Annotated in this window: 9 protein-coding genes and 1 tRNA gene; 6 read left to right on the top strand and 4 right to left on the bottom strand. The window is 64.6% G+C overall.

Annotated elements, in window-relative coordinates; all coding sequences use genetic code 11:
* Nucleotides 1-39: 39 nt before the first annotated feature.
* The 5 genes from ACIRG5_RS21700 to ACIRG5_RS21680 all read left to right on the top strand — a co-directional run bounded on the left by ACIRG5_RS21700 (nt 40) and on the right by ACIRG5_RS21680 (nt 4959).
* Nucleotides 40-125: transfer RNA gene (locus ACIRG5_RS21700), tRNA-Leu, on the top strand.
* 113 nt (nt 126-238) lie between these two features.
* Nucleotides 239-715 carry a hypothetical protein gene (locus ACIRG5_RS21695; RefSeq protein ID WP_402907149.1) on the top strand — a complete coding sequence of 159 codons (477 nt, stop codon included), beginning with the start codon at nt 239-241 and terminating at the stop codon, nt 713-715.
* Nucleotides 712-1746, top strand: coding sequence for a tyrosine-type recombinase/integrase (locus tag ACIRG5_RS21690; protein ID WP_402907147.1), 1035 nt, complete (start codon nt 712-714; stop codon nt 1744-1746). The genes ACIRG5_RS21695 and ACIRG5_RS21690 overlap by 4 nt, the downstream gene beginning before the upstream one ends.
* 229 nt (nt 1747-1975) lie before the next feature.
* Nucleotides 1976-2329 carry an Lsr2 family protein gene (locus ACIRG5_RS21685; RefSeq protein WP_402907145.1) on the top strand — a complete coding sequence of 118 codons (354 nt, stop codon included), beginning with the start codon at nt 1976-1978 and terminating at the stop codon, nt 2327-2329.
* A 1235-nt stretch (nt 2330-3564) separates the two neighbouring features.
* Nucleotides 3565-4959 (top strand): hypothetical protein, encoded by a 1395-nt coding sequence (locus ACIRG5_RS21680; RefSeq protein WP_402907143.1) that lies wholly within the window; start codon nt 3565-3567, stop codon nt 4957-4959.
* A gap of 128 nt (nt 4960-5087) precedes the next feature.
* On the opposite strand, the gene ACIRG5_RS21675 is transcribed toward ACIRG5_RS21680, so the two are convergent.
* The 4 genes from ACIRG5_RS21675 to ACIRG5_RS21660 all read right to left on the bottom strand — a co-directional run bounded on the left by ACIRG5_RS21675 (nt 5088) and on the right by ACIRG5_RS21660 (nt 14207).
* Nucleotides 5088-6017 carry a hypothetical protein gene (locus ACIRG5_RS21675; protein ID WP_402907141.1) on the bottom strand — a complete coding sequence of 310 codons (930 nt, stop codon included), beginning with the start codon at nt 6015-6017 and terminating at the stop codon, nt 5088-5090.
* Nucleotides 6018-6027: 10 nt separating this feature from the next.
* Complete coding sequence (locus ACIRG5_RS21670; protein ID WP_402907139.1) at nt 6028-6408, bottom strand: hypothetical protein; 381 nt, start codon at nt 6406-6408, stop codon at nt 6028-6030.
* 30 nt (nt 6409-6438) lie between these two features.
* Nucleotides 6439-11529 carry a CHAT domain-containing protein gene (locus ACIRG5_RS21665; RefSeq protein WP_402907137.1) on the bottom strand — a complete coding sequence of 1697 codons (5091 nt, stop codon included), beginning with the start codon at nt 11527-11529 and terminating at the stop codon, nt 6439-6441.
* Between the two features lie 584 nt (nt 11530-12113).
* Complete coding sequence (locus ACIRG5_RS21660; RefSeq protein WP_402907135.1) at nt 12114-14207, bottom strand: hypothetical protein; 2094 nt, start codon at nt 14205-14207, stop codon at nt 12114-12116.
* Nucleotides 14208-14507: 300 nt separating this feature from the next.
* Between ACIRG5_RS21660 and ACIRG5_RS21655 the strand changes: the two genes are divergently transcribed.
* Complete coding sequence (locus ACIRG5_RS21655) at nt 14508-14690, top strand: hypothetical protein (RefSeq protein ID WP_402907133.1); 183 nt, start codon at nt 14508-14510, stop codon at nt 14688-14690.
* Nucleotides 14691-14709: the final 19 nt, after the last annotated feature.

The following is a 14709-nucleotide window of genomic DNA, read 5'->3' as shown; positions in this document are numbered from 1 at the left end:
TGGACACACCACGGCGCGAGCCGAGGCAGAACTAAATACGTCCGGGTGGCGGAATGGCAGACGCGCTAGCTTGAGGTGCTAGTCCCCGAAAGGGGGTGGGGGTTCAAGTCCCCCCTCGGACACCAGCAGCGGGGAAGTTTCCCCGGTATCAGCAAGACGGTCGAAGCAGGGTTCCAGGCAAATGGATCCCTGCTTTTGGCGTGCTCGGACACCGTGCTCGCAGGGCGAGGCGAGGCTGATGTCTGAGCCGATCATCCGCATGCTCGACCTCGCCGCGATCGCGGCTCCGCCTTCACTCGACCGTGACGGTGTGGCTCGCGGAATCCAGCCCGTTCTCGTCGGTGACCTCGCGAGTACCGCGCCACCGAGCTCCCCGCTCTCATTCGAGTTCGCCAGGATCGACGACCACGGCCGCGTCAGCGGGCGGTCAGTTCTGCGCGAATTGCGGTGGGCCGCGGGCACCGAACTCGACTTCGTACTGCGCGACTCGACAGTCGTCGTCCGCGAGCGCCGAGGAACCGCGGTGTGCGTCACTTCGCGCGGACTGATTCAAGTTCCGCTGGCGATGCGCCGGTGGATGTCCTGGGGACCAGGACATCGCCTCCTGCTCGTCTCCTCTTCGCGAGCCGCAGTTCTGGTTCTTGCCAACGCATCAATTCTTGACGAGTTCGCGCAGACGAACTTCGGCGTACTCACCGAGGTGACCACTCGATGACGATCACAGATCCCGCCGTCGCCGCCTCAGCGGATCGGCTCGCTGCCGCGCGACTGATGTTGTCGAGCCTCGGCATCAGCGTCGAGGACCTCACATCAACACCAGCCAAGACCAAGGACGTGCCGACGTTCGACACCTACATCCCGATTGTCGAAGCCGCGGTGTCCCCCGGAACGCTCCGGGTCTACGGCTCGTACTGGAACCGCATCAAGGAGCGCTGGGGCGAACGCCGCCTGGACGAGCCTACGGCGACCGAGATCGCCGGCCTCGTCGAGCTCACCAAGCAGAACCGCGTGCAGCGCCGAAACGGACGGGGCGGCAACTGTGCGGGCGAGCACATGGTCGCTGCCTTCCGCTGCCTCTACAAGTTCGCCGTCATCGACGAGTACATCACCGCCGCGAGCAACCCCGCCGCCAAGGTCGCCAAGCCTCGCCGCCTGCCCTCCAACCGCCGAGGTCTGCCGGCCACTCAGGTCGACGAACTCGTCGGCGTCGCATCCTCGACCGGAAACGATCCCGCGCTGGACGCGTTGATCGTGCGGTTCCACCTCGAAACCGCCGCACGGCGTGCCGCCGCGCTGAAGCTCCGGCTCAGGGACATCGACGAACAGCAATGCCTGCTGCTCCTTCAGGAGAAGGGCGGCGTCTTCCGTTGGCAACCAGCATCACCGACGCTCGTCGCACACCTGCTAGATCACGCGAAGCGCCGAGGCTGCCTGGAGCCGGAGAGCCGCGTGCTGCGCAACCTCAACGGCAAGCCCATCACCACGCGGCGATACGACGGCCTGTGGGAACGTTGCCGCAAGCAGATTCCGTGGGCCGATCGACAGCAGGTCGCCACCCATTGGCTGCGATACACCACGCTCACGTTCGTCGAGCGGAGGTTCGGCCTTGCCGTCGCGCAGGCTTATGCAGGACACGAGACCAAGAACGACGCCGTCACAACCACTACCTACGTACGCGCCGGCATCAACGAGGTCGCCACTGCCCTCGCGGCTCTCACCGGAGAGCCGCATCCACTGGCGACTTGATCGCGCCCACCACTCCACCCTCGCCCCGATCGACCTGCTACGAGGCCCCAGACTTCGGTTCGGGGCCTCCCTTGTCACGCCCACACCAAAACTCGGCGCCGCACGCTCGCTGCATCAATCCGGTACGAGTCCGATCTTTGGTCGCCAACCGAGTGGCGACACCCGGCCACCTCGGTTGATCTTGCTACTGTTCTCGCTCACCCAGCCCCGCGAGGAAACGGAGAAGGTCATGGCGCAGAAGGTGCTCGTCCAGCTCATCGATGACCTCGACGGAACCACCGCCGAGGACGTCGAACCCGTGAGCTTCGGCCTGGACGGCGTCACCTACGACATCGACCTCAAGCCGGACAACGCCACCAAACTCCGTGACGCCCTCGCCGATTTCGTGGCCAGCGCGCGCAGCACTCGCGGCCGGGCCAAGAAGTCCCCGAGTGCCACCCGCACCGTCGTGGCCGAGTCGCGCACGAAGGAACAGACCAAGGCGATCCGCGACTGGGCCAAGGCCAACGGCCACGAACTCTCCGACCGCGGCCGCATCCCCACGCACATCATCGAAGAATTCGAGAAGGCGCACCGCGCATAGGGCCTGACCGGAACGACCACCCACAACTGCCAGCGTGTTGGGCGGCGGCGCGACTCGCCGTGTCGCACTCGGCTCGGTCTTCACCAATACGATCGGCCGCATGATGTCCGAGAGCACGGACGACCCTGTCGGCAAAGGCGACGCATCCATCAACGACCGGCTGCTCTCGACCCCGGCAGCCAGGCCGATGGCACTCGCGATAGGTACCGGCACTAGAGTGTTCTCCATTCCCACGGCACGCAGTGTCGGACTTGCAGGCCTCGTCGGCGTCAGCTCCGACAAGAACGGCGAACTGCAGGCTCGATCGGGCTCACCGACGACGTGGACGACCACCTGCGCGCCGATGTGCTGGCGTTCGGCCTGGCGGTGCTCGTGGGCACGCTCGAGGCCCTAGCCGAAAGCCCGGACGGAATCCTCGGAATCAGCAGGCAGCGACTCCCTCCAAGCCGAACAACGGCCCCGGCAACCTGGCCTGGCACATGTTGCAAACCTGCGAACGCGAGTCACCGTCGACGACGTTCCACCTCATGATCATTCAACCCGACGAGTAGATCCGCGCCTCGAGCACAGAAGACGAGCTCTCATGCCCATGAGCGGACGTTGGGCTCTCGCCTTGCGGCGATCCTCGAAGATCGTGACCGCTTCGCTGGCCGTCATCATCGCGTGAGGCAGCAACGTCGACCTAGACGCCTGCGGCCACTGGATCGGTGCGTTCCCACCCGGATGAAGATGACCACCATCAGTCAGCTCTGAACCACTCCGTGGGTGCCTTCCGGAGGTTGTGCGCGACCGCATTACCCGCGACCCAACGGCTGCTGAACCAACTCGCGCGCAACGACACCGATGCCGTGTGGGCGGTAAGGGACGCGGTGGCATTTTTAAGCCATCGAGCGGCAGCGGCCGGCCGCACGACCCCGTCCAGCCGTCACCAGTGCTGATAGACAGCTGTCGGCTAGCTTCGAACCCGCGGCGCGTCGCACGAGCAGCTGTCGTGAGGGCGGTGGTCGGGCGGACCAGATGGGTTCTACACCAAGCACGATCGACTTGCCCGAACGCAGCTCGGCGATCTTGTCCAGCGCCTACCGTGCGTCCTGGACGGGGTCGAGGCTCGCACGACGGCGTTCGTATCATCCGGTGGTTCAGCACGTCGACATGCGGATGCGCGCTCGCTGTTCGTGAGACCGCGCCCTTCGGCTCGCCTACTGCGAGGCAGGCTACACCGATAAGCTCAGGGAGTGCCCACTCGCCAGCGCCAAAAACAACGGCCTGGCAGACGGCATTGGGTCTACAAGATCGACTACAGGCGGGTTTCGCAGGTTCGGCCGTTCCTGCCACCTGTCCAGGCGGCTCCCGGCGATCAGATCCTGTTCGTCGGCGACATAGGCCTCTGGGGCATTGGTCACTTCAACGCCATGTCACCTCGCGACTTGCGTCATCCCGAACGGGCGAGCCTGCTCCAGGTAGAACTCACGTTCGTCAACCAGGGCGACGGCAAACAGCTCTCCTGGAACGCAGCTCGCCAGCGCTTGGCCGGTCCCGTCGCTCGAAACGTTCAGCAACGCGTCCACACCTCTGAGACCGACATGATCATGGTCATGCCCGGCGAATGGCGTGCGCTCGCCAAGATGCTCGGCGCGATCCCACAGCCGCCGCTACGAACGTCAGCCCCATCAACACGGCCAACTGGGGCCAGCCTCCCCGGCACTTCGCTCCCGGTCAGCCCCACAACTACTGCCCGCGAGGTGACCGATCGCCCGCGCCACACGCCCGACAAGCCATCGGAACCTCGCGGCGAGCACCGCTACTGGATTACCACCGACAGCACAAACGACTCGGGGGTCATGGTTCGCCTGCTGACCTACCCAGGTGGTGAAGTCAGGCCTGGGGATCCCGTCGTGCTCGTCTCGGTCAAGGGGCACGCCAAGCTGGCCGAAGTGACCTCGGTGGCAGCGGCTGGCGCAAACAGAAGTAAACGTTCGCTGCGTGTGACGATCACGGCAGTCACACACACCACTGCTCTGCGTACCGAGGTCTTGGTTCCTTTCAAGGGGAACGTGAACGGCCGCCTGGCAGAGCTCACCGAATCCGAGTGGCACTCGTTGACGGAGCAGAACTCTCCCGTGATCGGACAGAACTACCTCACTGCGGAAGCTATCTCAGTCGAAAATGCGCGAGAGATAGCGAGCCTGTTCACGTCAGAGAAGCTCATCAAGAGCAGCAACCGGCACCGGCGCCTGCAGAACACGCTGGCGAACCTGTTGACCGCAGCAGGGCTTCATCCCCGCTCGCCCAGTCCGGACACGCCTCTTTTCGACCTGACCTACGACGTGGGGACGACGACGATCGTAGTCGAGGTCAAATCACTGTCCGATGACAACGAGGCTCACCAACTGCGCACAGGCCTTGGCCAGGTGCTCTATTACGCCGAGTTGCTCAGATCGCGTGCCACAGAAGTCCAGGCGGTCTTGTTCGTCGAGCGCGCGCCGAGCGAAACGATCTGGATCGATGTATGCGGCCGGGCAGGGGTCCTCCTGGCCTGGCCGACCTCGCTGGACCAGATGCCCGGCCTGGCTCGGACGCGTTGGCCCAACGAGGCCCAGAAGCGTTCGAGGTTGCGATCGACCACGTGAACATCGAGACCGGCGATCACGACCTCGTCTCCGTGAACAACTCCTGTCTGCCGTCGCCGACGAGCACGTACCGCTGAGCGAACGTCCCCGTCGAACCGCGCGCGTAGGCGAACTGATACCGCCTAGATCTACTCCGAACTGGAAGCCACGAACGTCGGTGTGGATCCGCTGAGCCCGCGAGACAGATATGAGCTGAGCAATCGTCCACTGGCTCGTTCCTCGGCTGGATTGCCGGGCATTGGCCACCGCAATTGCTCGTACAAAGCTCGTCGGTACAGGTCGATGGCGGATTGAACTAGGTCCGCGTACGCCTCGGTTCGTCCGGGCAGCCACACGAGATAGCACCCGATCATGGTGATCAGCCCGGTCGGCACTGCCCACACGGACCAAGGCGCGAATCCCGTGAAGAGCACACCCCAGATGCCTGCGGCGACTCCGGCGTTGAGCCGGGCGCGGGCAGCCGCGACCTCAGTGCGGACGACATCGGGAAGCAACAGCCACAGGTGCGGCCAGACAGTGACCACGTCGAGCCCGTACTTGTCGATCGGATGGCTTTCGGCTGCCCGCAAGGTGTTACCAATGGCAGTCGGCATGAACCTCCCTGGTCCGGGAAGACGCCGTTGGCGGCGAGTGAGCCGAACGTAAGCAGCTCGCTGTTGGGGAGTTGCGCTGTCCGGGGTGAGGAGCACTGCGGGTGCCAGCGCGGCGAACTCGCTGCCGATTTCGTCGAACTTCGTCTGGGCCCTCTTCACGAGCCTGGTGCGCACGGGTCTCCACAATGGACCGTAGCCCTGCAGGAACCTCAGCACAGGGTTGACCAGCTGAGTCACGATCCACCCTGATGCTGCGACCCCCAGCAACACGACGACGAGACCTATGAGCTGGCTGCCCACCGGGAGCTTGGCGAGGTCGGTCAGTGGTTGCCGCAGTGCCGCGGGTCCCCCACGCCCGATCATCCACATCAGCAGGCCGCCGAGCCAGAACATCAAGGCGGGTGCGGCCACAGAAAGCCATCTCTCGGCGAGCTTGCCGCCGAGCGACTCCCAGAACTTGTCCACGACACTCCGTTCAGGCGACGGTCAGCTTGACCTGATGGGTGGGGCAGGTGGGCACCTGGTAGACGACGGAGAGCCGATACCAAACAAAGTCACCTTGTGGACACTGGAAGCGCTCGGCGTCGACGATCTCGCCGTCGCCGCTGGTGCTGTCGATGCGCTCGATCGCGCGTTGCGCGTGTGGTGGGCGCAGACGTTCGTCGTTCAACGTCTCCTGGACCCACCGCAAGATCTCCGGTGAGCTCCTGAGCACTTCCTCGATGCGTGCTTCGACGTCGGCTTCCGCACCTCCGGAGGCGAGCAGGTCCGCCAGTTGCCGGTCAATTGATCGTGCTTCATCGTCGCCCACCAGCTCAGGCAGGCAAGGCCTGATAGCGCGGGCGAGTTCGATCATCTCGTTGTCCATGAATGCCCTCCGTTGCAGTCACGCACCGAAATATGCGAACGATGCCCAGTGGTACGGGTGCGTATGTGGGCGGGCGGCGGACCAAATCTGGTATGCCCGCTCGCTCCTCGGCGTCGTGATGTCGGGAAAACGTTTGTGCAGCTCGCTGTTGCCGGCATCGCGCAGCCAGATCTGGGCTTGACGCAGAGCAGCAGCGGGTGCCAGGCCCTCAGCACGCCATCCTTCGTACAGCCGGCGGACGAGCAGCATCGTGGCACGATCGGGCACCGCCCAGAGCGATGCCACCACGCCCGCCACACCGGTCTGCAGCAGCCCGCTTGGCAGTCCGATCACCTCGTCCGGCAGGTTGGTGCCGACAACAGCCGTCTCACATGCCGACAACACTGCCAACCGGCGTGGGATCAGCGGCTCATCCAGTAGTTCACGTAGCGTCAACCGGTGTCCACCGGACAGACGTAGTGCGCTGTTCAACGGTTCCTCCGGTTCACCGATGCCGTGACACGAGAAATGCACGGCGTGGTGCGTGCGCATCTCCGACAAGACGCGTTCGGGGTTCGTGTCCGCGCCGGCGAGAACCGAACCCGCACCAAAGATCGTGTGTACCTCTGCGGCTTCCTGCGCGGCGTGGGGCAAGTGCGCCGCTCCGGTTTCCGAAGGCGCTCCGACCACCAGCAGAGCCTCCGCCGTGACCCGAGCCGCGGTGTCTCTTGCCACGGTGAGCACCCGAGCGTTCGGCGCATAGGTGATGAGGAGATCATCGATGGCGTATCGCCTGCCCCCTGGCATCGTTTCGTCAAAGCGCCACGCGGCGTGCAACGGCAAGAACCCGAGCCGGCCAGATGCCACCAGCACCACTTGGTCCGCAGCGCCGGCCGTCTCGACGACCGCCTCTAGGACCGCGTCCCAAAGCCACCGGGTTACGTCGTCTAAGGACGTGAGCCAGCGTTCACGCGAGGGTGTGTCGTGGATGCGGTCTCTGTATGCGGCCATGTACTCGTGAACCCGATCGTCGAGTTCAGCGCTGGTGAGCATTGGAAGGTGCGTTGCTTGTATCTGCTCGCCGCGGACGAGGATCGCCCATCCTCCGTTGCGGCCCGCAGTGAGGTAACACAACGGCGCTGTCGCAGCGCGAGTGACGTCCGCAAAGGCAGGCGGCCTGAGGAAGTGCTCGTATCCGGGGTGTTCCCGTACCTCGGCGACGATCGTCCGCAACGAGGTGTGCGCAGCTCGAAGCGCCGATTCTCGAAGGCCGACTTCGGCCGCGAGCCCACTGTGGATCGCTTGCAGATCACGGAGGTTCTTGACGGCCGCCGTGAACCGCACGCGCAAGGATTCCAGACCCGCGTCGGTGAGGCTGTCCACCACGGCGCGGTCACGCTCCAGAGTCTCGGACAGGACCAAGGCCCTGCCTTGCTCGAGCGCGAGGACCGCATCTGCCAGCCGGCCAGCCCGCGCCATCGCATCGGCGGCGTCGACGAACAGCTCGCTCGCGCCGTGCAACCAGAGCGCGTAGTCCTCGCGAAGGATCTGCGTCTCCGTCAGCCGTTGCACAGCTTGGACACCCGCCTTGTACGCCTCTACTGCCGTTTCCCAGTCGGCGGCATCGGCCGCCCGTTCACCCCAGGCCCTGGCCATGCGCAGAGCAGACTCTGGGCGCACGCCGAGGTTCATCTCTACACCGAGCCGGAAGTACTGGCCGACTCTCACTCGCTCGACCGGGTCAAGCTCTCCACCGGGCCGCGCGGCAAGAGCGGTGGCGAGATTGCCGATCCGCCAGCCATATCCAGGTGCGTCCGCGGCACTGGCACGAACACCGTCTTCGATCGCCGCGATCGCGGCGTTCAGATCGTCCGTTCGGCGGGTGCGGTTGTACAGCGCCATCAACCCCGCGCCCAGGTTGTTGCACCGGTTCGCGTACTCGAACGAGTACTCCGGCGTATTGGCGACAGCCTTCCTGAGCAGGGCGATGGACTCCGTCAGATCTTGCAGTTGTCCAGTCACCTCGGCAAGGGCGCCAAGTGCGGAGCCCAATGTGGACTGCCAACGCGCCTGCTCGATCGGTCGTGCGCCGCGGAAGTCATTCGCCTGCCGCAACAGGCCCACTGCTCGTTTCAGATCGCCAGTGTCGTGACGGTAGTTGTACTGGTCGACCAGTCTCAATCCGTAGTTCGCCAAGGCGACCGCATGGGCGGCCTCATCTACTGGTGCCGCGACGAGCTTCGCACTGATCGCGGTCGCGCGGTCGAGGTCATCTAGACGTCCGGTTTGGTAGAACCTCGCGCTGAGGGCGAGACTGAGTGCATTCCAGCCTCTGTGGTTCTCATCCGCACGCGCCCCTTCGGCAGCGAGTTGGCTCTCCGCCAGCCCGATCGCCCGGTCGAGATCCTCTACCTTCCCGAACCTCTTGTGCCGCCGCGTTAGCGCATCGGCGTAAATGGACCACAAGTCGCCACCTGAGTTCACATTCTCGGCCTTTTCCAACGCGTCGACCGCGTCGCGAAGATCATCCGCGCGGCCGCGTTCGTCGTATCTGTCGCAAAGGGCCATTCCGAGCAGGCGTAAGTGATACGCATGCTCGGCGTCATCCTCCGCTGAGCGGGCCACCAAGTCACGCAGGCCGTCAACCGCCAGGTCAGCGTCTTCGGCCTCGCCCGTCAAGGCATGACGCAGGCCGTGAAAGGTCGCGACGGCACGAGCTACCGGGCGTGGCAACGGGAACTCAGTGAGGCGCTCGGCGGTGAACATGGGCTCCGCCAGTGCCTCGGTCCACGCTCGAACGACCGGTTCAAGCGTGGACGGGTCGGCAGGATCGATCTGGCGCGCCAGGTTCGTCGCACGGGACAACAGGTGGTAACTCCGCGAGTCCAGCAGGTCGCCACGGTCCCAGGCTTCCATCAGGGCGGCAGCTTTCCCAATCTCGGTACAGCGCAGCAACATCCGACGCAGCTTGGCGATTTCTGCGGCGGACTCCTGGTTGGGCAATTCCTCTTCGATCGCGCCAAGTACCTTATCGGCAATTGGTGAGAGGAGACCTGGATGCTCTCGGAGCACCGCGTGCACGGTGTCGACCACCGGGTCGTCTGGTGCGAGCAATGCGCTCATGACATACCGCACGGCATCTGGTTCCGGACCGAAAACCCGGTAGCGGCGCAGGACCGAGCGCGAGTACTTGGCCATTTCTGTGGCCGGTCCTGGCTCTCGTTCGATCATTGTGGTGAGGATGTCGTCGAGGTCGTCGTGTAGCAGGTCGTCACCGTGCTGCTCGATGATCTTCCGCTGGTCTTCGGCGCTCTCGGCAGTTAGAAGAAGCCCCAGGGCATCGGCTCCACGGTGGCTCCGTTCTTCCCGCTCATCAGGGGCAGCCGGGAAGTCCGGCTGCCCGAGCCCGCCCACGCGCCAGCTCCGTAGCCAGTTCCGCACCTTTGAAATGCCGGCGGCGTCGTAGATTCCAGGCAGTTGCTCGGCGGCAGCCAGAACCAGATCTGCCTGGTCTGTCAGCAGTTCCGGATGGTCGGCGACGAGCTGTCGACCATCTTCAGCCGTGTGGAGCGTCATGATCAGGCCCATGATGTGCTGGCCGTCCGAGGTCATCACAGTCAGCACCGGTTCGACGCCGTTCTGCCTGCACACGCGCAACAGGTCGACCCCGAACCTCAGGCTTTCGAGGACGCCGTCCTGATCGTGCACATCCTGGCCGAACCGCTCACCGAGGTCGTCGATCACGTGTTGCAGCAGAAGTTCCGGGTGCCGGTCCAGGACCTCGCTTGCCGTTCCATCCTGCAGCGCCTGCAGGAACTCGACCAACCAGGACACGGCGAGATTGCCGCGCCGAACGTGGGCCAACGCGTCGAGGACTTCCTTAGTCGTCCTCACGTCGCGTCCTGCCTGGACCGCGAGGTCTGGCAACGAGCACAACAGGCGATCCGCCGCGTCGCCCAAGTCGGGATCCCATCTGTAGGACTCCAACACCAGCATCGCCTTGGCCGCGATCATCCTGCCCTCGAATGCTGCGGGCGGTGGCAACTGTTCCCAGGCGGCGGATCGGAACAGCGCCGCACACCCGTCATGCAAATCCTCGAGTAGATAGGCTTCGCCTCCTGCAATCTGCCGCGATGTCTCTCTGACCTGCAATAGGAGCAGTCGCAGGTCTACCGGAACGTTGTCGACATGGAGGTCCACGAATGCCGCCAAGGCTTCGTCGATCCCTATACGCTCGCATCGGCGCAGCAAGTCGACGAACGGCATCACCGCCGAGGTGTCCTCCCCCATTTCCTCCAGTCCATCAGCCATCGCGGCGACCGCCTGGACCAGCTGCGGTAGAAGGCCAGCGTTGCGATGCAATGTCTCGCGCGTCTGGTACCAGCACGGCACGTCCATCAGGCGCCTTGTGGCGCGGGCGATCGTCATGTCGACCGTCGGTTCTTCCATCAACGCAGTCAAGGCGGCCGCTGCCTCCACTGCACGGGGGTCGGGATGAGCGGCCAGACGCTCCAGACACAGCTGTGCAGTCTCGACATCACCCAGCTCAATCAGCACCGACGTCTGGTTGGCCAGCACCATCCACGCGTGCGGCTCACCCCTGGCCTCGGCGGCCTCGGCGGCCTGGCCAAAAGCGGACTCCGCGTCACGCAACCTCTGCTGCACCAGCCGCACCCCGCCAAGCCGGAAGAAAGCTCGCAATCGGAGTGCGAGATCACCCGTCTGTCGTGCTACCTGATCGAGCACCGCTGCGGCACCCTCGCGATCACCGGATCGGAACAACAACTCACCGAGGCACACCGCTGCGAGCTCGGCCATCTGCGGCTCACCGCGTTCCATCACTGACCGGTACACAGCGGCCGCCTCGTCGGCGGCGAAGTCGCCCAGATACCGGGCCAGGTTCAACGGAGCCCAGGTGCGATTGGGGTCAGGATGGTCACCGACTACTTCCCGATATGCCTGCCAAGCGGCGGTAATCGCCTCTCGCGCGTTCTCCGGATCGGGCACGATCCGTCTCAGCCGTTCGGCACCGTCTTCGCTCTCGACTCGGAACAGGCTGACAAGCGAGGAAACCAGCTGCTGATAGGCCCGCTGCCGGGCACTCCCACGGGAGGACACCTGTTTGGCCAACCTCAACAAGATCGCGTTCCCCGACGCCGATCCAAGAGTTGCACACACAACTAGATGTGGAGGAGCAAGATGAAAGCGGATCCCCCCAACGGACGAACGATTCGACCGTCGACCCACTCAGTGGTCACCGCAGACGTGCTCGGCCGACCCCTGCTCGTGCTACCAGTGCTTGATCTCGGCCGACAGCAAAGGTGCCAGCGCGTCCGCAGTGGCCACGAGCTGGTCCGGGTCTCGTTGGACGCGAGCAGATCCGCGACGTGGCGCAGCCGACCCCGACCATGACCTGTCTGATGTTCGACGCCGCCTTGACTTTCCGAGCTTCGCACCCTGGAAGGTACTGGCCATTCGGGTGGGGTGGATCAATGCGCCGACGTCGATTTGCGCGGAGGGTTGCAGACCACAGCCGTGCGAGCGAACTGCAGCTGGTCCGCCCATGCGGTCATGTCCCGGCTAATTGTGACTGTCGCGACGAAGCTGCCGACCACTCGAAGTCTAAGCGTGGCCTCGTTTTGCTTTCCCGGTCGGTGTTCTGCGAACATGCGCCGCGCTGATTTCGTGACCGTGTAGCTGTAGCGATGTCCAGTTCAGCGGGTCGCTTTGGGAGTGATCCGCGGCTCGTAGACGGTCGCCGTTCGCGTCAGGTCGATCAGGTCGGACAACGCTGGTAGGACCGCCTGCTGAGTCCGCTGCAGCTTCTCGGCCGCCGTGGCAGCCAGCTGCTCGGCTTCCGCGACACGCTCGTTGCCCGCTCGCTCCGCCTCCCTGCTCGCCGCCTCGGCCACCCGTCTGACGTCCTCACGCCCTGTGGCGATCAGATCCTCAGCCTCTTGCTTCGAGCGTTCTGCAGCGTGAACGGCAGCTGTGATCGTCTCGAAGGTGGGGACGGTGGCCCGCAACTGGTCCAGCCACTCCGCAGTCCGCAGTTCGTCCTTGACCAACGTCGCTTCGAGCTCTGGGACGTACGTCTTCGCCATCTCTTTCGCTGTTTCCTTCTCATCAGGTACCGGCGTGCGCTTGTGATAGGTGTCGTACGACGTGTGCCGGGCATCGATTCGGTAGTGCGCTTCGACCCACCACCGATTCGCGTAGCTGAGTCGCTCCACAGCGGCTACATGCGCCTGGGCGATCTGCGCCTCGACCTGGACTCGGTCGGCACGTTGGCTGGCTCGCGCTGCCGCTCGTACCGCCATCAACACCGGGGTATCCGGACACTGCCGTCTGTCCGCCCATTGCTCGTAAAGCTGAGCAATTTCCCACGATGCGTCTGCCCTGTCCAATTTTGTTGGCAGCTCAGCCGCTTGGTCTCTCACACCGTGCTGGATCTCCCAGTTGTCCGGAAAGCGTTTCAGCCACCAAGGCCCTAGGTCGACCCAATAGTCTGCCAGGCGTTGCTCCTCTCGAGCGATGAAGCTTGCCTCGAGGGCCTCTACTCGCTTCTCGGACAGGCTTTCCTCCGCTTGGCGGATCTCGTCCGCCGCGCGAAAAACCTCTTGATCGAACAGCAGCAGTTGGCGCTCGACATCCGTCCTTGCCACATCGACGGCCTGTGCACTCGTGCGACGGGCATGCTTCGCGGCTGCGTCGGCTCGCACTGCGGCTTCCTGCAGGTTCCTTAACCCCTCAGTGACGTCTGAGACGAGCTGCTCTGCGGTGGCCACAGCCCCCGGCAGATATACGAACGCGCGGAGAAGGGCATCGACACCGGGCTGTGGGAGGTCTAACGGTGGCGAGGCTTCTCTGATTGCCTGCAGGTCAACCGTTTTCGCAGTGTCCGCCAACGCTGCGGCCTTGTGTTCCAGCTGGCGGAGTCGCGCGACGGGACCATCCTCGTCGCGACATCGCACGGCGGCTACCTGCTCTACTTTCGGCACCTCGTGAATGCGGGCGTCGGCGGCCATCATCGGGGCCAGGGAAAGCGCACGGTCGAGATGGTCGACCTCGCCGTGGTGCACGACCAGGCTCAGGTGCAGCTCGGCGCAGCGGTCGAGTGGCTTGAGGTACTTCCGCAGCAGGGCGGCCGACTCGGCCGGCTGGCCAAGGTCGTTACGAAGCACTCCGGCTGCCATCAGCAGCGCCCATGCCGATAACTCAGGCTGCTCGCGTACCGCGTACAGCGCGCACCGGCTATACGCGTGCGCAGCGCCGCGCGCGTCACCGCGCTGCTGCAGGGCAAGCGCCAGCAGGTGCCAGGACTCGGCGTGATGCTGGTAGGTCTCCACGGCCTGGGACAAGTGGACGACCGCTTGCTCCAGCCACTCATCGGCGAGCTCGGGAACTCCATCGGCAGCCAACTCCGACGCAGAGGCCAAGGCCCGCGAGCCAAGGCGAGTCTGCTCCCCTGCCGCCGTCGCAGCAGGGTTAGCGAGCAGCTCTTCGATCCCCGCCAACCGAGCCGCAGCCAACCCCACATAGTTCACGATCGCAGGCAAAGCCGAGTCCGCCACGGCGACCAGCCGAGCAAGATCTGCCTCCACGACGCCGATACCACTGTCGACGTTGGCGAGCACCTGGGCCATCGTCGAGAGGCTGGCAGTTTGTTGTTCCAGCTGCTCAAGGGATTGAGCGCCCTGATACTCGGCGAGCACGCGCTGGTATGTCAGCTCGTCGATCACCTTCGCTTGCAGGTAAAGGTCCAGTTGGCGTTCCTGCCACCGCTGCACCACTGCAATCGCGTCCATGAAGGGACTGTCGTCGACCGCGCGGAATCCATAACACAAGTCTTCGGTCAGGGGCGGGTCCGCCCCTGACGTAGTCGCGTCCCTGGTCCACAACCGCAACCGTTCATGCGCGGTATTCCACGGCCCATACCGTTCAGGGGGTCACGCCACGGCGCTCCGGCGCAAATTCCAACTCTTCAGGAATGCACTCTCATGCCGCCGAGCGGTTACACCGATCGCAGCAAGTGATCAACTAGTGCGCCATGCTCGTACTGATCAGGGTCGACGATCTCCGCACGTCCTGCGCGTTGCTGGCGCGCCGTGGAACTGGCCGATGACCAGCTCTACCTGGGCATCCTGCTCATCGGCCACGGCCACCGAAACTCCTTGCAGATCCTCGCCGCCAGCCTGCCGAGCCTGTGCGCGATCGGCGGGTCGGATACGGCGATGCGGTCGCTGACGGACCCTCAGCGCTGGTGGCCGCGGGGCGGTCCTGGCAAGTGATCACTACGCATCGCTCGCC

The organism is Lentzea sp. NPDC102401, from assembly GCF_044765805.1.
Classification (GTDB): domain Bacteria; phylum Actinomycetota; class Actinomycetes; order Mycobacteriales; family Pseudonocardiaceae; genus Lentzea; species Lentzea sokolovensis.
This window is presented reverse-complemented; position numbering and strand designations above follow the sequence as displayed.